The organism is Nostoc sp. ChiQUE01b (assembly GCF_034531255.1).
Classification (GTDB): domain Bacteria; phylum Cyanobacteriota; class Cyanobacteriia; order Cyanobacteriales; family Nostocaceae; genus Nostoc.
Window position 1 is genome coordinate 1 of record NZ_JAVRBM010000095.1, and the last position, 22,299, is coordinate 22,299.

A 22,299-nucleotide genomic window follows, 5' to 3' on the forward strand; every position below is an offset into this window, starting at 1 on the left:
ATACATTGTCGCAGTTTTTGATCCCATTTTTTCAGATTTTGTGAGAAATCCGCGCAAGGATTTCGGGCAACGCAGAATTAATTTTCACTCTTATGTCTAATAACAAACAAAAAATTCTGAGCGTCGGAAGTCACCGCTCAGAACTTCAAAGACAAACCTGGCGTGGTGTAAACATGCACTGTTTATTTTCTTAACAGTTTAAAAACGATAGTTGCGATCGCGCACCCACATACTAAGTGGCACTGCTTTACCTTGTGGATCTACTTTCGCTTTTACCACAATAGGTGGTACTTGTCCTCTGCGGGCGCGTTGGGCTTGTAAGTCGTTTTGAATCTGCTGCCGTTGGTTTTCTGGGATGTAATATGTTTCCAAGCCGTAGTTAACAGAGCCATCCTGATAAACACCTTTTAAGGCTGCTTGGTTAGCTCTGAGAGTTGTGGGGCGATCGCTACTTACTCGTAACGGTCTCCAAGCTCTCGGAACACCGCGACCAGTAGAGAATTGCTCTTGCAAAGTCACGTAAATATTGGTTCCTTCAGGCAATCTTCTGCCGCTTCCCCGACCTCTGCTGACTAATGTTTGCCAGCCAGGTAGTCTACTCAAATTTGAGGTACGGGATATGTTGTAATCTAAGGCTAAGGTGTTACCTGCGATCGCATTGTTAGGGTCTACAGGTACGGTTTGCAAAATCACCGTCTTACCTGTTACGTCTGTATAAACTGCTTGGGCTGGTACTGCCATAATTAGCCCTGTTTGCAGCACCAGGGGAGCTAGTAACCGCCAAAAAGGTAAGGGCTTATTCGATTTTTGTTCAGTAGCAATCAAGTAATCCCGAAAAGTCACCTTATTGGAAAATTCGGCTTCGGGAGACAAGGGTTTATTCTTAGATTCAGAAGAAGTATTAGTCATGAGCGTAGTCCTAAAAAGCAGAGGTCTTGAGGAGTTCAAAAGTAACGAGATTAGGACTGACGCAGAGAAACTTTAAAAGTTAGGAGTTAGGAGTTAGGAGTTAGGAGTTAGGAATCATTCAATTTTAGATTTAGTGAACTTTTCCTGAATTCTGACTCCTGAATTCTGACTCCTGAATTCTGAATTCTGAATTTGCCCTACTTCTTACTTGTAGAGCTAGAGCCACCGGGTAGGCGGCGTTCAAACCAGAGTCCAGCGCTAATTAAAGCAGAACCGCACAGGACATAGACTAGCGATTTAAAAAGTAAGTCGGTGTCGTACTCCTGCACGCGACTGATAATTTGCAGTGTTACTAACAGCATACCGCCCCAAAAGGAACTTCTCTTGCTTAATTTCAATCCTTCTTGAATTAGTCCCCAGGCTAATGTTGCAAGAAGTACATTGAAAATAAAAATGCCAAGTTCATCAATCCGGCTAATAGTTTGATGCCAAAAAGGTACTATTGCAATAAAGACAAGAAATGTACTAATGACAGCAGTTGTGAAAATCACTTCGCGGCGCGGAGGATTATTTCTTTGGCGCAGTAGAAACAACCATTGTAATACCGCCAAACCGCTGAGAATCCCCAAATCGATAATCGGCAGAGACTCGAATAAGTTTGTCAAATTCGTTGGCTGATTAAAACTATTATCTGGAGATTCCCAGACCCAACGAAAAGACAAAACGTAAAAGACGATGCCAAAGCATACCAACGCTAAATTACGGGCTAAAGATTGAAACAATCTGTAATTTATCGTTGGAAACAGTAAATCATCATAACTCCAGAATAATGCAGGTGGCAGTGCAAAAGCAAAAGATGCCACCCAAGGAGCTATATCAGCATAATTCAGCAGTGGCAGTGGATTAAGGTTAGCTTGTAAGGAACTAGCAAAAACAAAGGCTGCTAGACCATAAATCCAACGGGATCGACAGAAGTAGGCTAAGGGTACAAATACCAGCCATGCCAACAAAGGCAGATGCTGCACTACTAGCCGCGACCAAGTTAACTCTCCTGTTGCGTACCATAAGTCTTCTAGTCCAGTCCAGTAGCCGATTTCCACAAGGACAATTGACAGAATTCCTAAAGAATTTAAAGACAAACTGAAGGCCATGACTACAACACCGAATCCCCAAGCGAGAAACAGTTGGGAAGTTGAACCGATGATATTGAACATCTGGGCCATCAGCAGTAAATTTGCACCGAAGATGAAGGCGCTTAAAATTAACAATCCTTCTCCCAATAGGCGTTTGCTTCGTTCTGGCTTCTTTCCTTCAAGTGGCCTCCAGGTGTAAAATCCAGTGATGGCGATCGCAAAAAACAAACTCATCATCAGAATAATTTTGACTTCTCGCGATCCTCCCTGCCAGTTTCCTGATACAAAGGTAATTATGCCTAAGCATAAAAGTATGCTACCGATAGCGATCGCAATTGCTTTATTGCGATCGCGTGCAGCAGCTTCCAGGTTTTTAAATTGATAACGTTCTGCTATCTGTTCATACTGCGAAGAACTAATTAATCCTTCATCCCTCCATAGTTGTGCTTGTTTGCGTAATTTTTCCTGAAAACTATCTAAGAACATGACCTTCTCCGGTGCAGTGGGGTAGCTTGGCCATTGCGATCCCAATGGCGGTCATTATATTTTGAGTATGAAGCCAAAAGCCTTAATTACATTGTTCTTGTGTAACAGTTTGATTTTGATTCAGATAAGCTGTTACGCATTTAATTTGTATATTTAATCGTGAGAGTTGTCATTGGTCATTGGTCATTAGTCATTTGTATTTCAAAGTCCAGATGACCAATTGATTTAAGACGGTCTGAATGCAAAAATGTATAATTCTTTTCGCGCATCAGCTTACAACGTACTAATTCGTAATTTATAATTCATAATCTACATGGAAAAACCTTCTAATTTATTACTTAAAGTCTCGCGGCGTTTGTTTACTAATCTAGATGAGCAAGAAAAATTTATTGAGGCTTTAATGAATCCTCAGCCTTTTTCACCTACTATTCTTTGGTGTCAAGAAAAACCAGATATTTCGCCTTTAGCAGTGGAAACACCAACTTCTTGGCAACCACAATTTATAGATCGCTTATCTCTAGGAGAAAAACCTGGTCAGCATCCTTTGCATGAAAAAGGATATTTCTATTGTTTAGATTTTTCTTCGGTGTTTGCAGCTACTACTTTATTAGCTATTCCTGAGTCAATGCGTTTAGTTTTTGATATGTGTGCCGCACCAGGAGGTAAAAGTATCTTCGCTTGGAGAGCTTTAAAACCTGAATTGCTTATCAGTAATGAAGTAATTGGTAAACGTCTGGGAATGCTAATTTACAATTTGAAGCGTTGCCAGGTTAGCCCTAGCGCAGTGGTTAATCGAGATTCCAGTATTTTTGCCGAAATGTTTACCGGCTCTAGCAATCTAGTCATAGTAGATGCTCCGTGTACTGGACAATCTTTACTTGCAAAAGGTGAAAAAGCACCTGGATGTTTTCACCCAACTGCTATTAATAAGAGTGCAAATCGGCAAAAGCGTATTATAGCTAACTCTGCTAAAATTGTTTCACCACAAGGCTATCTTGCTTATATGACTTGTACATATTCGCCCGAAGAAAATGAGCAAGTTTGTGAATGGTTTTTAGAACGGTTTCCCCAGTTTAAAGCGATAGAAATTAGTAATTTAGCCAAATATCAATCTCATTTAAGCACGATGCCTTGTTATCGGATATTTCCTCAAGATAGGTTAGGTGCTGGTGCATTTACAGTCCTATTGAAAAATAATAATGCGGATAAAGATGAGCCTAAAGAAGTAGATTTAAATACAATCTCTTCGCTGTATATCTACCAAAATTTTAAAAATTAAAATTATATGATGTGCGTATAAGTTTTTTGGGAAAATAGGTGTAAGCAGCCAACCAGTCATTAAATTGACTAAAAAGTGAAACACACTACAATACCGAGAGTATTCTATTTGACACCTATTCTTGAGATGGTCATTGATAGACTCAATTAACGCCTGTTTGCGTAAAATACTTTTATCAATCAGTTTTACCAAACGGTTTTTCATTTTCAAGGTGATAAGTATGTTGTGACGGTATTGAGCCGAAAATTACACGTATCTCGGCTCAATACCAAACTCACATTTTGATAGGTTTAAAACTCAACATCAAGCTAAGGACAAAGTTGAGCTACTTTTTTAGACTCAGAAGAACTAACTTTTGAGGCTCGATATCACAATAAGGTTGTGCTGTCGCAGCTATCTTATCAAAGATTTTGTTATCTATCTAAAGAGAGATATTTTATTTTTAATTCAAAGTATTCCGAAAGTAGGGACAGATACTTTAGTAAATATAAGTCTCCACTTTTTATACTGGTATCAAAACTCGCCACCAGACCAATATTTTTCTACAGTCCGAAAAACTGCATTCTCAAGATGTATACATCATAAGTCCTTACTTTATTACATCACCATGTGCAAGAACTCAGATGGTCAGAGAATACTTTCAGCTAGAGATTTAATAGAAAGTATCTCTAGGAATGAATGCATTGAACCTATTGATGATGTCATAGTTGAAGGTGATATTCAATTAAACTCAGTAAATTATGATCATAAGTTAGTTATCCACAATACAAGTTTTAGAGGACGTTTTGATGTAAGTGAAGCTCATTTTAGCAGAACACTTGATCTGAGTAAATGTGTTTTCGAGCGTAACGTTAACTTCTGTGATGTACAAATTGAGCGTAATTTAATACTTACCGAAGCAAAGATTAAAGCTGATAATGAAGAGGATAAGAATTTACCAAATTTTGAGCGGATTCATGTTCAAGGCTGGATAAATGCTAAAGCATTAAAAGCTGACGTAAAATTGAACTTTAATCACAGTCATATTGGGAAGTTAACACTCTCCTCTTTGCCGAAAAAACGAACGATATGCAAAGAAGATGTTTCTTTCATTGGAGCTAAAGTACTATACGATTTTGATTGTAGCGGGATAAAGATTGTCAAAGAATTAGTTCTTCAAGGTATAGACATTCAAGGTGAGTTTTTCTGTAATACCGATAGCAAGCATAGTTATTGCACTGAAATTGACGGTGGTATATTTATGCTTGGTGCCAAGATATTAGGTAGAGCAGACTTTAGCGGGGCTCAGATTGGGAGTGAACTAAACCTTGAACTTTGTGAAATTCAAGGAGGATTAGATTTTCAGCCTGAGTTTGATCAGAAAAATAATCCTTTGCACTATACCAAAATAAATGGAGATATTAATCTAGGTGGATGTAAAATCTCTCCATCTATTCATTTTAATGGAGCCACAATTCATGGAAATATAAGCCTTCAAATAGCTAAAATTAAAGGAAATATTTTTTTCTGCAATCCTGACGAAGAAAATGATGAAGTTATTCGTGATCCTGATGAAAAAAATAATATTGATGGTAAAATTGATTTCTCCGGGATACAGATTACAGGGTCAGTCTATTTAAGTGGCACAAAAATATGTGGAGATATAGATTTCAAAGGAGCTAATATAAAAGGAAATATATGTTGTCGCTCCCTAAGAAATCATCGAACTGAATTTCTAGGAAAAGTTAATTTAGTTGAAGTAGAAGTTCAAGGTTCACTTGATTTTAGCGGAGCAAAAATTTCAGGAGATATAGATTTAAAGCGAGCCACTATTAAAAGCAAAATAGACTGCGAAATGAGTGGTGATAAACGTACCGAAATTAGTGGTAATTTTAATTGTGCTGGGGCTAGAGTAACAGGTACTATAAGTTTAAATTCTGCTAACATTGCCAAAGATGCAGTTTTTAAAGGAATAGAAGTTTTAGGCAGCATAGATTGTAAGCCTTATGAAAATAATGATACAGAAATTATAAATAATGATACAGAAATTAATGGTAAATTAAATTTAATAAGAGCGCGTATTTCAAGCTCGGTAAATTTAGAAAAGACAACAATTATAGGCGGCTTAAAATTAAAAGGTGCAGAAATAGGCAACGATTTTTCCTGCAATTTAAGTAAGATTATCAATGCAAGCTCTCAACAACAAGAAGCAAACTTCCAAGAATGTATAATTCATTCTTTAATTATCCATATTGATAATAAGTTACCCGAAAAAAGTACACTCAACTTAGCTTATACAAAAGTTATAAAATTTAAAATTACAGGTTGTCTACCGCACAAAAAAATTCTGAATTTGGAAGGATTTGAGTTTAAACAGCTTGAGCTACCAGAACCTGAAGTACAAGAAACTAAGTGGACAAAAAAGCGTAAAAATCCATACATCAAATTTTTAGATGCAACTACTAAATTTAATGAAAGTACTTATATCTTCATGGAGAATTGGCTTCAGAATCAAGGCGCACAGATTGATGCAAACTACGTTTATGTAGCAATGCAGCGTCGAAATAGAAGAGAGAGAATTAGTACAGATTTACGTCCGTTTATTACGGATAAAAATCCAGAAAAGAATGATAAAATACAAGTTTGTGTACTATTCAAAACTATTAAAGTTCAACATATTTATGGGCTATTCCGATTGATTAAACGTCTATGGCTGATTTCTGGAAAGGAAATATATGATGGAATTTTAGACTTTACAATTCGCTACGGTACAGCAACTAATCGACTATTCTTTTTCTATTTTTTGCCCGTGTTAATGTTTTCGTGGCTATTATTTAATAATCCAAATTCAGTAGAGCTTGAATGGACAGCAACAGTTAGCGATTTACATAATCCAAAAGTGGTTGAACGGATTAACCAACAAAAACAACAGTTAAATGGAAATAAACTAAGTATTCATCCTAAACATAAAGACTGGACATCAATGGATGCCTTTTTGCTTGCTGTAAAGATAACTCTTCCAGTAATCCAATTTCCATCTACTGACAAATGGGTTCCTTCCTCTCAGCCCGTATCGATTATGTTTATTAGACAAAAATTGGATTTAATTAGTTATGATATTTATGCGAAATTTATCACTTTATTCAGTTGGGTTACAGTTCCATTATTTTTAGCAGGGATATCTGGTATTGTGAAGACACGACAATAGTTTGGATATTGTAAGCAATACCTTTAAAAATATTTTTCAACTAAAACTACTAGTGTAAAAAGCTGGTGGTTTTTCACTAATCTTTATTTACTCAAACACTTACAGTACAGTTTAAATTATTCCCATAGCCTATTTAATAATTATGAGGATGGCTAGCTGCTTAGGCTTCACTGTGCCTTGCAGACATAGCGTCGTGGATGAAACAGTCATGTACCTGACTTTTCCCGTTATCTTTTGAGAGGGTGCGATTGCTCCCCGCTTCTCTCCATCATTATTGCTGAAACCTATATTATATATTAGGGGTTTCCAGACCATCTTGCCTAAAATTATGTGTATCTCAGCTCAACACCGTGACATAGCAACTCTATACTCAAGAGCGCGATGGTGATGATGCTTTTTACTTGGCTAGACTCAGTTTAACTATGAATATGGACGAAGTTTAGTAATCCTTGCAGGAGTTACGAACAAAAATATCCCCGACTTTTTCAATAAGCTGGGGATTTCAAGCTGTCGAAATGAGAATGAATATGTGTTGAAGAATTAATTGAATTGCTGGTTTTCGGAAGTACTGAGGAATTTTTTCTGGCGAATAGTCCATCAATTTGGAGAACAGTTGGCACAAAAATCAGGACTGAATTTACAGTATTGACTACCTGTCAATTGGTAAGCTGTACAATAAGGAAAACTTGTAAGTTCAATTTTGGCTGCTTGTAATTTGGAACTATTCGCCAAGGCTTCAGGAAGTTTGGTTTTATCAGCCAAAAGGATAGCTAAAATTTTAGGTAACGCTATGCAAGCAGCAATATTGAGCAAGGTTAGCATGATGCCGTCGATAAAATTCATAGGTAATTATCTCCTGTGAAACATAGGCGTAGGCGTAGCCCGTCGTAGACATCGCTGTTCTTTGATGCAAACACAATCATTGCTTGCACTCTATGTAAATTAACTTTAACATAAATTTTTGTAAATATCAACGTGGAATTCCTGGAATTATCATACACAGAAGGGAATGTGGATAATAAGGACGGATATTGTAACCTAATAACAAAATAAGCTGGAAAACAATCAGTTAAAAATATTTAGGTAAGGTGTTATGTCAAAAACCCAAACTGCGTCTTCTTTTTTATCTAACATCAGCGAGCGAGAACGGCAGGCATTAAAGCGGTTGGTAGATTACACAAATGTAGAATCGCTGCCAGAAATTTGGCCTTTGGCAGCCGGGCGATTTGGTGATGTTGTCGCTCTTTGCAATCCTCACGCTCAACCAGAAGTAGTGATTACTTATACCCAGTTAGCAGAGCAAATGCAACTATTTGCTGCTGGGTTACAGGCGTTAGGAGTAAAGGTAGGCGATCGCATTTCCTTAATTGCTGATAATAGTCCTCGGTGGTTTATTGCCGATCAAGGCATAATGACTGCTGGAGGCGTTGATGCGGTGCGTAGTTCCCAAGCCGAAAAAGAAGAATTGCTATTTATTATCACGAATAGCGGCAGTACAGCGATCGTCGTTGAGGATTTAAAAACACTTAAAAAACTACAAGACCGCCTCAAAGATTTACCAATAGAAGTGGTAATCTTACTTTCCGATGAAGCACCACCAACAGACGAAACCCTAAAGGTACTTAACTTTTCACAGTTGCTCGAAATTGGAAAAAGTCATAATTTTGTGCCCGTCAAGCAAAATCGTGACGCTCTGGCAACCCTAATTTACACCTCTGGTACTACGGGCAAACCCAAGGGTGTAATGCTGTCTTATAGTAACTTGATGCACCAAGTAACAACATTTGGGACAGTATTGCAACCAAATGCTGGCGATATCGTTCTCAGTATTCTACCTTCGTGGCACAGCTACGAACGAACTGTTGAATATTACCTACTCTCTCAAGGTTGCACCCAAGTTTATACCAACTTGCGCTCCGTAAAAGGGGATTTGAGACAATTTAAACCCAATTACATGGTGGGTGTACCCCGCCTGTGGGAATCAATTTATGAAGGAGCGCAAAAGCAGTTCCGGGAACAACCAGCCAACAAGCAACGCCTAATTAACTCTTTATTCGGCTTTAGCGAGAAATATATCAAAGCGCGGCGAGTTGCTCAAGGGTTGAGCTTAAATAATCTTCATGCTTCAGGTAGCGAACGATTAGCAGCTAGGATACAAGCATCGGCTTTGTTACCCCTCCATGCCTTGGGAGAACGACTGGTTTACGCCAAAGTTCGGGAAGCCACAGGAGGACAAGTTAAGCAGATGATTAGCGGTGGTGGTGCGCTTCCCAGACACATAGATAATTTCTTTGAAATTATTGGTGTGCAGATTTTGCAAGGCTATGGCTTGACAGAAACTTCTCCTGTTACCCATGTGCGGCGTCCTTGGCGAAATTTGATTGGTGCATCAGGGGAACCACTTCCAGCTACAGAAGCTAAAATCGTCGATCCTGAGACAAAAGCACCTTTACCAATAGAGAAGCGAGGCTTAGTATTGTTGAGGGGCCCGCAGATTATGCAAGGCTATTACCAAAATCCCGAAGCGACAGCCAAAGCAATTGATGCTGAAGGTTGGTTTGATAGCGGCGATTTGGGTTGGCTGACACCACAAGACGACTTAGTGCTGACTGGCAGGGCGAAGGATACGATTGTATTGACTAACGGGGAAAACATCGAGCCACAGCCGATCGAAGATGCGTGTTTGCGATCGCCATACATCGATCAAATTATGCTCATAGGTCAAGATCGGCGCAGCCTGGGAGCCTTAATTGTTCCCAATGTCGAAGCCTTAGAAAAATGGGCAGTAAGTCAGAATCTAACACTGGATACGCTGGGCGATCGGGTGACTTCCTCAGATAGTCAAAAAATTGACTTCGAGAGTAGAATGATCCAGGATTTATTTCGCCAAGAATTGAATCGGGAAGTCCAAAATCGTCCAGGCTATCGACCGGATGACCGCATCGGAACGTTTAAACTCATCCTGGAACCATTTTCAATCGAAAATGGCTTGATGACACAAACACTAAAAGTTCGCCGACATGTCGTCACGGAACGCTATCGCGATATTATTGACGGCATGTTTGCCTGATCATTCCACCTGCTAACTGTAAAGAGTGAACGTGAAATATTTATGGATGTCTCCAAATCTAATTTACTCCTGAAACGCGTCGTTAACGTCAAAGTTATTGTGACTCCCCTCTGGAAAGAGGAAGTACAACAGCAGCTGCAAACCCAGATCAATCAACTCGATCAGCAACTGCAACAGCTAGACGTTGAAGGACAAAGAGCGATCGCGGCAATTCAAAAGCAGAGTCTGCAACCACCTGGACCCCAGACCCTCCAACAAATTGACAATATCCAACTCCAAGTCAATCAAAAGAAGAGTGAATTTTTAGAGCAGAAAAATCAGTTGCTGCAAAACCTCCAGCAAGTGCAGTTTCTCCAGCAAGATCAGGAAGTCAACCAATTCCAAATGGAAGGGTTTTTCCGGGTAGAAACTGGTGATAACCTGATTAGCAAAATGCAAGTCGAAATCGTTCTGCGCGATGGCGTTGTCGAAGAAATTCGCGGCGACATTTAAATTTGTCATTTGTCATTTGTCATTTGTCCTTTGTCATTTGTTTTCTGACTAATGACCAATGACCATTGTACAGACGCGATTAATCGCGTCTCTACTGACCAATCACTAATCACAGATGTGATTTAACTTAGTGTGAGAGCGGCTCCCAGACCAACATTCTGCCTGAGAGCCAGCCCACACAATTTGCCACACTGGAGGTGAGCTAATAAAAAGCGATCGCCCAAAGGTTGTCATCTCTGCTCGATATTTAACCATCCCAACTGAATTTTTACCTTGTTTAATTTGCGTAATCGTTACTAACGCCTGATTTGGTTGCGGATAAACTACATCTATCTTTCGCGTTCCTCCCACTGCTATCTCCTCAAAGGCATTCAGGGCGAGGGTAGTAGGATTACTGCCTTGGAGAGATGAGTTAAGTTTTTCTAAAGGTATAGTTTGATAATCGGAACGCTCCGAAAATACTGCAACTTCCTGAGACTGATGTATTGCTCCCATCTGCTGGGTTTGCCCATCACTAGTCTCAACAATCGGTGCAGATTGCTGATGTTGGATAATATAAACTCCAACACCAGCCGTGGCAGAGATACTTAATATCACAATCAAAAAGAATTTCAGCTTTGCCGACATAAAAGTAAACAGGAATTTCAAATAGGTTTATTACCAATTTTGAATTCTAGATTGAACTACATCCTATATCCTCTATCCGTGAGAAGCTCTTGTATCTTAAGTAGTGGTTATGAGGAATATTAAATAGCAATCCCATTTAATCTGTGAGAAACTCGTGGTGGTTTTTGCAAGTCAATGACTAAAATAAGATCGAGATATTGGCTAACCATAGAGGATAGCTCTGTATTATAGACCTCTAAGCTATATTTAGGTTCCTAGAGTTATTTATTAGTCATCAGTGAATAACCAATGCCCCTCAAGAGTGCTGAGTCATGTTAGCGGTAGCGGGGCGTTTAGCCCGTGCTGAGTTGGGAATCTTGCTTCTTTACTCAGGACTGGGAACTCGGAAAAAAGGAACTGTTTTGCCCAATGCCCAATGCCCCATGCCCAATCTCAACCTAAAATATAAACAGTCTAAAACTCTCCTATCAAGATACAATTCGATCTGACAAAAACTGTTAAAGTCCATAAACCATTGATTTCCAAACCACCCTATGAGCATTCACGAAGTATTTATGCCGGCGCTGAGTTCCACCATGACGGAAGGCAAAATCGTCTCCTGGGTGAAATCGCCTGGGGACAAAGTGGAAAAAGGCGAAACAGTGGTGGTTGTAGAGTCAGATAAGGCAGATATGGATGTAGAAACCTTTTATGAGGGATTTCTTGCCCATATCATAGTTGAAGCTGGTGAAACTGCCCCGGTAGGATCTGCGATCGCCTTCATCGCCGAAACGGAAGCTGAAATTGAAACTGCCAAATCTGTTGCCAATTCTGGCGGCGCGGCTGCTACTCCTACCTCTTCCCCTGAACCAGTTGCCGCCACAGCCTCAGTTGCAACACCTGCCGGGGCGTCTCAAAACGGGTCTAACCACAAAGAAGGAAGGCTTGTAGTTTCACCCCGCGCCCGCAAGTTAGCCAAAGAACTCAAAGTTGATTTAACTACACTCCAAGGTAGTGGCCCTCACGGACGCATTGTTGCCGAAGATGTAGAAGCATTGTCTAATAAAGGCAAACAACCCACCCCTGCCCCAGTTGCCCCACCAGCACCCGTACCAACCAATGCTCCAGTTGCACCCCCAGCACCTCGGACACCAGCACCCGCACCCGTGGCGGCGGCTGTTCCTAGTCAAACCGTACCTTTAACTACCTTCCAAAATGCCGTAGTGCGGAACATGGTAGCTACCATATCCGTACCCGTCTTCCGTGTCGGTTATACAATTACCACCGATGGATTAGACAAACTTTATAAACAAATTAAATCCAAAGGTGTGACAATGACAGCGCTATTGGCGAAAGCTGTAGCAGTGACATTGCAAAAACACCCATTATTAAATGGTAGCTACTCAGACCAGGGTATTGTTTATCATTCTGATATCAACATTTCCGTAGCAGTAGCGATGGATGATGGCGGATTAATTACACCTGTGCTGCAAAATGCCGACGCAGTAGATATATATTCTCTGTCGCGTACTTGGAAGTCTTTGGTAGAACGTGCGAGGACAAAACAACTACAGCCCCAAGAATACAACAGTGGTACTTTCACCCTGTCCAATTTGGGGATGTTTGGCGTGGATAAATTTGATGCGATTTTGCCGCCGGGACAAGGCTCAATTTTAGCGATCGGGGCATCTCGTCCGCAAGTAGTAGCAACACCCGACGGTTTATTTGGCGTGCGGCAACAAATGCAGGTAAATATTACTTCTGACCACCGGATTATTTATGGTGCCCATGCTGCGGCGTTCTTGCAAGATTTAGCAAAATTGATTGAGACAAATCCTCAATCTTTGACGCTGTAGTTTTGAAAAGACACCAAATTTAAACGTTAGCGCTATCAACAAACAGCAGTTTTTCGTAGAGTAGCGCTAACAATAAATAATACTTAGACTGAAATTTTTGATGGACAAATTATGTAGTGATATTACGTCTCAACATGAGTTTATGTCCAAACTGATATCAAAGTGACATACGACAACACCCTGAAATATCTGGTTGAGCAGTATCCAGAAGATTTTATCCGCTACTTACTTGCATCTGAGGCAACGGGTATCCAGATTCTCAAAACAGAATTAAATCAAGAGCCAATTCGTGCGGATTCAGTAACCTTTTTGCAAACTGCCAATCAAATACTGCATTTAGAGTTTCAAACGTTACCAGCATCGACTCCACCCTTACCACTGCGGATGTTGGATTATTGGGTGCGGCTATATCGACAATACAATTGTGATATCGAGCAGGTAGTAATTTTCCTTAAACCTACAACTTCAGAAGCTGTCTTTGTAGATCAATTTACTGCCCGCAATACTACTCACCATTACCGCGTCATCCGAATTTGGGAACAAGATCCAGAACCTTTATTGTTATCTCCTGGTTTATTACCTCTGGCAACTTTGGCGCGAACAGATTCTCCTCAAAACTTACTTCAACAGGTAGCAGTTCAGGTGAGTATGATTGAAGAAGAAGCCACCAAGCAGAGTATCTCGGTATGTACCCAACTTCTAGCAGGGTTGGTATTCGAGCCAGAACTAATTCGTCAGTTTTTGAGGAGGGAAGATATGAGAGAATCTGCCATTTATCAAGAAATTCTCCAAGAAGGACTTCAAGAAGGTAGACAACGAGGTATTGAACAAGGTATTGAACAAGGTATTGAACAAGGTATTGAACAAGGTATTGAACAAGGTATTGAACAAGGTAGACAATCAGAACTAAGGCTAGTGATACGTCTATTAACTCGTCGGCTTGGTTCAATTAATTCTCAGTTACAATCTCGGTTGCAAGAGTTGTCCTTGGCTCAGTTGGAGGATTTGGGTGAAGTATTACTAGATTTTGTCAGTGAAGCTGATTTGATGAATTGGCTAAATACAATAGAAAATTAGAGTTTTCTCTAACTTTTAAATGATACAGCGCTTCCTGCTGTTATGAAGTACAGTTTTTCCGCTCCCCGCTATCTCCTGTAGCCTTTCAAGACTAAGAACGTACCTCACAATAGCAGGAACTGCTGTATATTACCTAAGCCTAAATGATGGTTACTTTTTTTCTAAGCCCAATGAGGTTTAGAAGTGTAAACTTTTTAGCCCATCAGCTTATTTCTTCCAAGGCAATTTAGTCCCTATTTCAGTTAATGCTGAGAAGATAAGATAGAGAATGAGTAACCCAGCAACCGCAAAGAAAGCGAGTAAATCGTTATCCATAAATGCTATTTGCTAAAACTTCGCTAATCATAGCGGAATCATCTAATCTTTAGCATTTTTTTGAGTCTGCAATCTTTGATCTTCTGGGCGCAAACTGTACCAGCCATACCAGTGACGAACTGCTAGCCAAACCGCTGAAAGCAAACCCGCTAAACTAAGAGTTAGTCCGCTAAACGGTACTAATAATCCAAAAATCGGTAGCACTGCTCCAGCAATAGTAGCAACGATCGCAGCCAAGGAAGCACTGCGGCTAGCTCCCAATCCCCATGTTAAAATTAGTAAAATGATAGAAATTAAAGTCCAAGCCAACTGAGCATTAATAACGCGAGCTAGATAGGTCAAAGTCAACAGACAAGCAAAGAAAATACTACCAGCGATCGCAATATTTCTGAAACTCATTGGCAGTGACAAATATAACAACAATATCCACCACAAAAATATTGCTGGTGCTAGTAACAAAAGCCGAGGAATGATGCCAGTATGACGAATGGGGTCGGTGTTAGTAAACACTCCAAATGGATTTTTAACTGAAACATTATCATCAAATTTCCAAGTAAACTGAGTACTACGTCCATCAACTTTAATCTCATTTGGTACAACACCACTAGCAAAATCAGCCGGAGCAAAGTTGGCAATTGCTGTCAGGCGAAAATTAGAAAGTAACTGTCCTGCTGCACTATAAACCCAGCGAGGGCCGCCTTGAGCCTGATAGGTGACTCGAAAGGTGGTTTCTTCTCCTGGTTGCAGCCGGAAGGGAAAGCCATAGTCTCCGGGATTGGTTTGTTGTAACCTAGTACCGTTACGCTCTACTTTGTAGCCAGCAAGCAGTGTGTAGCCGTTAGGTGGCGGTGCTTCAAAAAAGAAATTATTAATATCCTTGAGTTGGTTAACTACTTTATAATCAGCAGTGTATTCCACGCGATAAATTGAACTACGACCTGGAACATCTACGCTTTGGTCTAGCTTGACTTGAATTTGCGAACCACCCAGCGTTAAGAAGCGGTTAATATCTCGCGTATCATTGACTTTGACTATTTTGCCATTGGTTTGCGTAGTATAGGAGTATGGCTCCTGGGTAGTGTAGCGCACTTGCGGGGCAGATTGTTCGAGTTTTTCACCTGCGACACTTTCGGCCACTTGAGCCACCCTTGTTTGTTCCCAGTGGTGATAACGATTGCTCAAAGTTGAACAGAAAAAAAATCCCGGTACTAACAGAATTAATACTAGAGTTAAATGCTGTAATCCCCGCAATAGTTGGGAATAACGAACAGCCCATTCGCCAATGAATATAAATTGTTCCGGCGGGCTGCGACGCAGAGAAAAACTTATAAGTGCGATCGCAACTCCCAAAGCTACGACCAAAAATACTAATAACAGTGAAGCTTTGAGCGCCTGGGTTCCAAATTGAACAAGCTCAATTGGATGCGTCAAATCGGGTAATCCGGGAATACCTTGAGCAGAAGATGACATTGGTTGATTTTTGTAGAATTTGGAGAACCAGACCAATAAAATCTCTTAAAAGTTTCTGGACAATAGTTTTATTTGATACGTAGACAGTTTAAATAAGTGCTGCGTTGGTGAGCCAGCTGTAGGTATCGCTCTCTCCCCGACTTCTCGACTGTAACTTCGTATAAACACCAAAAACCCGGTTTTTATGACCGGGTTTTTGAGGGAAAACAATGGGGATATATTCCCCGAAGGTTAGTTATAGAGTTTCAGTATAATATCGATGCTCTAATATTTACTACCACGCCATTGTTACCCATTCCGGAAAATTAGCTAAGAATTTTTGACTAGTCTTCTTTGATCTCCTAAAATACAGCAACCTACATCAATCTACCAAGGGCTTGTGCTGTACTTGCCTGGTTCATCCCTCAAAGCAATTGCATCATGCTAAATATGGGTGCGATCGCACTTGGCGCATTTTCCTAGCTTGTTAAGAGTTAAACCGCGTCTACCTTGAAAACCATAGTTTGTTGGAATCAGGGTAAAGTTCAGAACTCAAGCCACGACCGAATAATACACTTTCTTTAAAAACTCCAGGTTTCAAAATGGACGGGGTTTAAGAGTTCCCTTTTTTTGTAACTTTCTGCACCGCTGCTTATTTCACCCCTACTAGAAATATAATAAATGCTACAAATATAAGGTTATCAGAATGACAACTCGTAGAATTTCCATTTTGTTAGCGGCTTGCCTATTTGGGGTATTCCTGATTACGGTTTTTCCATACTTTGCTTCAGCTCATTCTCAAGAACAGTTCTCCTCTTCAAGAAGATGTAGAAATTTCTTCGCCGGTAGCTATCTGACGACCATTGTGCCTGTTGTGGTAACAAAGCATTTGCACCAGTGACAGTAAAAGTAAAAAACACTCTGTAGCGCAACTAGTAGAACGTGAAAAGTCAGATCAGCGTGTAGGATTGATAAATATTAATTTTCCGGCTTTTGCTGATGAACAATGCATTTGGTAGCTGGCAAGAATGGCTAACAGTATTCATCTATCTAGGTTTTACCGTCTTTATTATCTGGCGCGTGTTTACCGCCGAGAAGAATTAAAAAAGCTGCATATCATCTCACCAGGGTCTTTTTGCTCAAAGGGCAAAACAGTCCCAGCTTGTTGAACCTTGACTCGTTCGCGACAATTGTAAACTTCTGTTGGTCTTTTTATGCCATCTACACTAATAATTGCTTTGTATTCCCAATAATTTTTGGCACTTCGGCTGATACTGAGAATGCAAATCTGGTGGCGTAGACTGTCGTAGACAGCATAATTGCGGCATACAGATGCAAAAGCCGGATGTACCACAAAGAAAGGTAGTATTAATAGCAACAGAAATATTATGTATTTAATCCTGCTCATAAAAAATTGTCTAACATTATTTAGAAATATTATTAAATTTTTCAACCCTTGGAGTTGATTCAATTACTTTTCCTAGTTTGACAGACCAGAGATTGCATCAAATACGAGTCCTATATCCTGCGACAAGCCGTACTTAGTGCGTTTATTTAATTGAGAAAGTCAGATTACATCTGGCTGGGTTCCCACCATTTGTATCTGTAGTCTTATTTTGGAAAATTGATATAACAAGAAATGTGCAAAAAAAGTCAGTCGTAAGGACGATAAAATTGCAACCAAAAACAAATTTTGAGCAATCTGGGATTACACGCTGTTTTGCAGCAATACTGCTCTTTGGTCAAGTGTGGCTACATTTACTTCAAGGGAAAACCTACTATCGCAAGATTTTGCAACATCTTGTTACTGCTGGGCCAGGTTCTATCTCTCCAGTTCTCCTTGTCAGCGGTTTTGCCGGAATGATTTTTACTATTCAAACGGCGAGAGAATTAGTGCGATTTGGCGCTGTTGATGCTGTGGGAGGTGCTTTTGCTTTAGCTTTTTGTAGAGAATTGGCTCCAATTTTGACCGCTAGTATTATGGCGGGACAAGTAGGTTCTGCTTTTGCAGCAGAAATAGGTGCAATGCGAGTCACCGAGCAAATTGATGCACTTTATATGCTCAAAACCGATCCAATTGATTATCTAGTACTTCCTAGAGTAATTGCTTGTTGTTTGATGGTGCCTTTGATGACAATTTTGGCTTTAGTTACGGGCATCATCGGCGGAGTTTTTGCCGCATCAAAGTTCTACCAAATTATTCCCGAAACATTTTTAGAATCAGTCAGAAATTTTTTAGAACCGTCAGATTTGTTTATTATTTTACTAAAAGGATTTATTTTTGGAGTGCTGGTTGCTGTCATTGGCTGTAGTTGGGGTTTAACTACTAAAGGGGGAGCAAAGGAAGTAGGAGAATCGGCAACGAAAGCAGTTGTTACTAGTTGGGTATCCATTTTTATTATGGATTTTTTCCTCTCTCTACTGCTGTTCGATCAGTCTGCATTTTGAACCCAAATAAATAGTAAACAAGATTCTCGACTTTTTAAGAAGTTGTGAATTTGAGCTACAAAAGAAGTTGTGGGTAAGCAATACTGGTTATGAAGCGTTGGCGTAGGCATCGCTAGCTTTTTCGGATATACCTCATCACGTTAGCGGAATTTGGGAATATATGAACTTGTAGATTAGCGCACCCAAAGCTAAACCTCCCAATGAAAAGATAGAGGCAGTTGAAAAAGCTAGTCCTCCTTTAAAACCTGCTCTTTGAAAGTCTATCCTGACTAATATAGTCGCTGAAATGATCAGCAAAGTATCAAGAAATACCTGAAACCAGGCAATCATGATAAAAAACAAGAAAGCTGCAAAGACGGCAACGCCAAAAGTCCTGCTATTTGATTGAAGAAAAATACTGTAGTAATATGTCATCTTCGGCCAAGGAGCGGTCAAAGTTACGATTAAAAGTAAGATAGCAATTACAGTTGCCACCCACACAAACATAGGAGCACGTGTTTCTGATATTACCCAGCCCAAAGTACTGTAACTCAGCAGTACTAGTGCCAGGGACACCCAAGGAACTCTTTTCGAAATTGACATGGGTTTATATTTCTAGTACAGGGTTAAGGTCTTATCGCATAAATAAGTGTAGTAACTCAAGACTTTATTTTGCTTGAGGATTTGCTCAGTTTATGATGATTGTCCTTGTTAAGGATATCCCAGTATCAAAGGAGTTTTTTACGATACGGGTATCAGTGAGACAAGAAACCAGAAGTTCGTTACAGATAAAATTATGTAGATATTTGAATATATGGCTTAAACTAATAAGTTTAGCATCATATTTTTCTAGCTTCAATCAATAGATTTTTATGCTATTTACAAGAAAGCCAAACAAGTTTGTCGAAAATTGCGGTACAAAGTAGTTAAAGATTTGTAAACTGTTAGCAGCCGAGTAGCCGCGTGTCACATCTTGTTAAGGAATTATCATGAGACAACTTATTATTTCTGAACGCGTATGCCTCATTGGTCATATCGCGTCAAAAGCCTTTGGACTGGTAGGGATGCTACTGGTAGTACCCAATGCCGAAATAATTTTCAACTTATCGCAGGTAGGAGAAACTGCCGTACAGTTAAGTATGGCTGGCGGCGGTGTAGTTGATATCATCTTAGGGGCAGTAGCTGTCTCTATTTATGCCTACCGGACATTGGGATTAGGAACTTGGCTAGCATTTATGCTACCGGCTATGTTTATCTCTTTGGGAAGTGAACTACTGGGAACTAGTACAGGATTTCCATTTGGTAATTATAGCTACCTGAGTGGCTTGGGTTATAAGATTGGGGGGCTAGTTCCTTTTACAATTCCTTTATCTTGGTTTTATGTTGGGCTGTCGTCTTACTTAATTGCAAGAATTGGTTTGAAAGTGGCTCAAAAACCCAGTTGGGGTCGCCATATTGCTGCGATAGCCGTTGGTGCTTTGCTCTTCACTTGCTGGGACTTTGCCCTTGAACCGGCTATGAGTCAAACTTCTCTGCCCTTCTGGTATTGGGAACAACCAGGAGCTTTCTTTGGAACACCTTACCAGAACTATGTAGGTTGGTTTGGTACTAGCGCCCTGTTTATGAGTGTGACAGGATTATTGTGGAGAAATACCTCGATTAAATTAGAGCGATCGCAACTCAATCTGCCCTTAGTCGTTTATTTAACTAACTTTGCCTTCGCCGCCGGACTCAGCTTGGCTGCTGGATTCTCCATTCCTGTATTACTCGGCTTATTGCTAGGTGTGATTCCGGCTGTGGCGCTGTGGTCAAGGAGTTCAACCACAACTGCTCAAGTTACTGTTGAACCAGTAACCAAAGAAGTATCAGTAGCAAAGGTTGAAGTTTCCTTGAAATAAGTTTAGAAATTAGTGAGTGGGGAGTAGGGAGTAGGGAGTGGGGGAAGAATAACTATTGCTTATTTACCAATGCCCCATAGCCAATGACCAATGACTAATGACTAATGACTAATGACAAGACTTTGATAGTAGAAAGCGCCATTTCTTTTTTATTGCTACTTATCCAAGTACCAGCAACGGCGATTCTGTTTTCGCGCCTGTTAAAGGGACCAAGACGCCATCCTCCAATAGAACCCCAACAACCGATACCTGAGCTTTTAGGTAGGGTTAGCATCGTTGTTCCCACGCTGAACGAGGCGCTTCGTATTAACCCTCTGTTGGCTGGTTTAAGTCAGCAAAGTTATGAAGTTCGGGAAATTATGGTTGTAGACAGCAAGTCTACTGATGGTACCCCCGACTTGGTAAAAGCAACACAGCAAAAAGATCCGCGCTTTCGCGTGATCACAGATGATCCCTTACCCTCTGGTTGGGTGGGGCGTCCTTGGGCGTTGCATAACGGTTTTCTATATAGCTCACAAGCTAGTCAGTGGTTTCTAGGGCTGGATGCTGATATCCAACCGCATTCTGGTTTAGTTGCTGGTTTGGTGAAGACGGCCGAAGCACAAGGCTACGATTTGGTTTCTCTTTCACCCCAGTTCATCCTCAAATATCCTGGGGAGTGCTGGCTACAACCGGCTTTGTTGATGACTTTGCTTTACCGATTTGACCCAGCAGGGATCAATCCAGAGCAACCAGAACGGGTAATGGCAAATGGGCAGTGTTTTTTGTGTCGTCGCTCCGTTTTAGCTGCTGTAGGTGGTTATAGCAGTGCGAAGAGTTCTTTTTGTGATGATGTCACGTTGGCACGCAATATTGCTATCCAAGGTTATAAGGTCGGCTTTTTAGATGGCGCAAAGGTTTTAAAGGTACGCATGTATGAAGGGGCGATGGAGACGTGGAAAGAATGGGGGCGGAGTCTCGATCTCAAAGATGCAACTTCTCGCTCTCAGTTGTGGGGAGATTTATGGCTACTCGCATCTGTTCAAGGTCTACCCTTTTTAATTGTCCTGACTTTTTTGTTGATTTCTCCCACACTCTCATATTCGCCCACTCCCCCACTCCTGCTGCTGGGACTGAATTTATTCCTGTTGGTGATTCGCTTTGCGATGCTAATAGCGATCGCACCTTCTTATGATCGCACAAACGCTAAAGGCAGCTGGTTATTCTGGCTTTCCCCTTTGGCTGATCCCTTGGCTGTGCTACGAATTTTTTTATCTGCATTCCGCACCCCGCACGAGTGGCGAGGACGCAAGTATATATAGTGGGGCATTAAATACTAAGTCTGCTTGAAGAGATAGGATCTATGTACAAAAGTAGAATTCTAGGAGTAAACCTCTGTCTTTACAAGCTATTACCGTTCCCCCCGAAACTTCTCAACCCCCTGCAGGCTTAATTGTCACTTTGCATGGCTGGGGTGCTAACGCTGAGGATGTAGCATCTTTGTTACCCTTGCTCAACTTACCCAACTACCAATTTGTATTACCCAACGCACCTTATCCTTATCCCTATTCCCCTATAGGGAGGGCATGGTATGACCTAAGGGTAGAAAATATGTATCAAGGGTTGGCAGAAAGTCGGCAACTGCTAACAGATTTCTTGAAATCTTTAGAAAGTACCACTGGCATACCTTTGTCGCGTACCATTTTGAGTGGATTTTCTCAAGGTGGAGCAATGACTTTAGATGTTGGCTCAAAATTGCCCCTAGCAGGTTTAGTTGTCATGAGCGGGTATTTACATCCTGACGCACTAACGGCAGCTAAAAGTGGGATTCCGCCGACTTTAATCACTCACGGTAGATATGATGAAGTTGTGCCCCTGCAAGCTGCTTTGAAGGCAAAAGAAACTCTCAAGTCTCTAGGAGTGACAGTAGAATACCATGAATTTGATATGGGGCATGAAATAGATCCAAAAACCTTAGAGGTGCTACGAAATTTCGTTGTAAATACAATTGCTTAGTCAGGATTACGAATTTTTTATAAATTCTGGTACAAATTCTGACAATTTTCACGAACTTAATGACTTCTAATGAGTAATATATATTGGGTGGCTGCGAAAGAGCGCAACTTAACCCATGCT

General features: G+C 40.6%; 18 protein-coding genes. 10 read left to right on the forward strand and 8 right to left on the reverse strand.

Annotated features, from left to right (window positions below; genetic code table 11):
* Positions 1-198: 198 nt before the first annotated feature.
* Complete coding sequence (locus tag RMY63_RS35350) at positions 199-909, reverse strand: GDYXXLXY domain-containing protein (protein ID WP_322733164.1); 711 nt, start codon at positions 907-909, stop codon at positions 199-201.
* A gap of 197 nt (positions 910-1,106) precedes the next feature.
* Positions 1,107-2,528, reverse strand: a complete 1,422-nt coding sequence (locus RMY63_RS35355) for a DUF2157 domain-containing protein (protein ID WP_322733165.1) — start codon at positions 2,526-2,528, stop codon at positions 1,107-1,109.
* Between the two features lie 313 nt (positions 2,529-2,841).
* Here RMY63_RS35355 and RMY63_RS35360 point away from each other — a divergent pair, with 313 nt between their 5' ends.
* The gene (locus tag RMY63_RS35360) at positions 2,842-3,807 is read left to right on the forward strand and encodes an RsmB/NOP family class I SAM-dependent RNA methyltransferase (protein ID WP_322733166.1); all 966 of its coding nucleotides are present in this window, start codon (positions 2,842-2,844) and stop codon (positions 3,805-3,807) included.
* Here the strand turns inward: RMY63_RS35360 and RMY63_RS35365 are convergent.
* Positions 3,760-4,011, reverse strand: coding sequence for a transposase (locus tag RMY63_RS35365; protein WP_322733167.1), 252 nt, complete (start codon positions 4,009-4,011; stop codon positions 3,760-3,762). The two genes, RMY63_RS35360 and RMY63_RS35365, sit on opposite strands and share 48 nt — an antisense overlap.
* Positions 4,012-4,414: 403 nt before the next feature.
* Between RMY63_RS35365 and RMY63_RS35370 the strand changes: the two genes are divergently transcribed.
* Positions 4,415-6,994 (forward strand): hypothetical protein, encoded by a 2,580-nt coding sequence (locus tag RMY63_RS35370; protein WP_322733168.1) that lies wholly within the window; start codon positions 4,415-4,417, stop codon positions 6,992-6,994.
* A gap of 597 nt (positions 6,995-7,591) precedes the next feature.
* Here RMY63_RS35370 and RMY63_RS35375 read toward each other — a convergent pair.
* The gene (locus RMY63_RS35375; protein WP_322733169.1) at positions 7,592-7,837 is read right to left on the reverse strand and encodes a hypothetical protein; all 246 of its coding nucleotides are present in this window, start codon (positions 7,835-7,837) and stop codon (positions 7,592-7,594) included.
* A gap of 250 nt (positions 7,838-8,087) precedes the next feature.
* Here RMY63_RS35375 and RMY63_RS35380 point away from each other — a divergent pair, with 250 nt between their 5' ends.
* Both RMY63_RS35380 and RMY63_RS35385 read left to right on the forward strand, forming a co-directional pair.
* On the forward strand, positions 8,088-10,064 hold the full coding sequence (locus RMY63_RS35380; RefSeq protein WP_322733170.1) for an AMP-dependent synthetase/ligase: 1,977 nt from the start codon (positions 8,088-8,090) through the stop codon (positions 10,062-10,064).
* Between the two features lie 42 nt (positions 10,065-10,106).
* Positions 10,107-10,556 (forward strand): YlqD family protein, encoded by a 450-nt coding sequence (locus RMY63_RS35385; protein WP_069072569.1) that lies wholly within the window; start codon positions 10,107-10,109, stop codon positions 10,554-10,556.
* A 105-nt stretch (positions 10,557-10,661) separates the two neighbouring features.
* Here RMY63_RS35385 and RMY63_RS35390 read toward each other — a convergent pair whose 3' ends face one another.
* Positions 10,662-11,183 (reverse strand): hypothetical protein, encoded by a 522-nt coding sequence (locus tag RMY63_RS35390; RefSeq protein WP_322733171.1) that lies wholly within the window; start codon positions 11,181-11,183, stop codon positions 10,662-10,664.
* Positions 11,184-11,716: 533 nt separating this feature from the next.
* On the opposite strand from RMY63_RS35390, the gene RMY63_RS35395 reads away from it, so the two are divergent.
* Together RMY63_RS35395 and RMY63_RS35400 are read left to right on the forward strand one after the other, a co-directional pair.
* Entirely contained in the window at positions 11,717-13,018 is a 1,302-nt protein-coding gene (locus RMY63_RS35395) for a dihydrolipoamide acetyltransferase family protein (protein WP_322733172.1), read from the forward strand.
* Between the two features lie 162 nt (positions 13,019-13,180).
* Positions 13,181-14,095 (forward strand): Rpn family recombination-promoting nuclease/putative transposase, encoded by a 915-nt coding sequence (locus RMY63_RS35400; protein ID WP_322733173.1) that lies wholly within the window; start codon positions 13,181-13,183, stop codon positions 14,093-14,095.
* Between the two features lie 357 nt (positions 14,096-14,452).
* On the opposite strand, the gene RMY63_RS35405 is transcribed toward RMY63_RS35400, so the two are convergent.
* Positions 14,453-15,880 (reverse strand): hypothetical protein, encoded by a 1,428-nt coding sequence (locus tag RMY63_RS35405; protein WP_322733174.1) that lies wholly within the window; start codon positions 15,878-15,880, stop codon positions 14,453-14,455.
* Between the two features lie 1,063 nt (positions 15,881-16,943).
* A complete protein-coding gene (locus RMY63_RS35410) occupies positions 16,944-17,267 on the reverse strand; it encodes a hypothetical protein (RefSeq protein WP_322733175.1) in 324 nt (107 codons plus the stop codon).
* Positions 17,268-17,533: 266 nt separating this feature from the next.
* Here RMY63_RS35410 and RMY63_RS35415 point away from each other — a divergent pair, with 266 nt between their 5' ends.
* Positions 17,534-18,307 carry an MlaE family lipid ABC transporter permease subunit gene (locus RMY63_RS35415; RefSeq protein ID WP_322733176.1) on the forward strand — a complete coding sequence of 258 codons (774 nt, stop codon included), beginning with the start codon at positions 17,534-17,536 and terminating at the stop codon, positions 18,305-18,307.
* A 135-nt stretch (positions 18,308-18,442) separates the two neighbouring features.
* Here the strand turns inward: RMY63_RS35415 and RMY63_RS35420 are convergent, their stop codons facing one another.
* Positions 18,443-18,889 carry a hypothetical protein gene (locus RMY63_RS35420; RefSeq protein WP_322733177.1) on the reverse strand — a complete coding sequence of 149 codons (447 nt, stop codon included), beginning with the start codon at positions 18,887-18,889 and terminating at the stop codon, positions 18,443-18,445.
* A gap of 386 nt (positions 18,890-19,275) precedes the next feature.
* Here RMY63_RS35420 and cruF point away from each other — a divergent pair, with 386 nt between their 5' ends.
* The 3 genes from cruF to RMY63_RS35435 all read left to right on the forward strand — a co-directional run bounded on the left by cruF (position 19,276) and on the right by RMY63_RS35435 (position 22,179).
* Complete coding sequence (cruF, locus tag RMY63_RS35425; protein ID WP_322733178.1) at positions 19,276-20,184, forward strand: gamma-carotene 1'-hydroxylase CruF; 909 nt, start codon at positions 19,276-19,278, stop codon at positions 20,182-20,184.
* A gap of 104 nt (positions 20,185-20,288) precedes the next feature.
* Positions 20,289-21,485, forward strand: coding sequence for a 2'-O-glycosyltransferase CruG (gene cruG, locus RMY63_RS35430; RefSeq protein WP_322733179.1), 1,197 nt, complete (start codon positions 20,289-20,291; stop codon positions 21,483-21,485).
* 73 nt (positions 21,486-21,558) lie between these two features.
* A complete protein-coding gene (locus RMY63_RS35435; protein WP_322733189.1) occupies positions 21,559-22,179 on the forward strand; it encodes an alpha/beta hydrolase in 621 nt (206 codons plus the stop codon).
* The last annotated feature ends 120 nt before the right edge of the window (positions 22,180-22,299 follow it).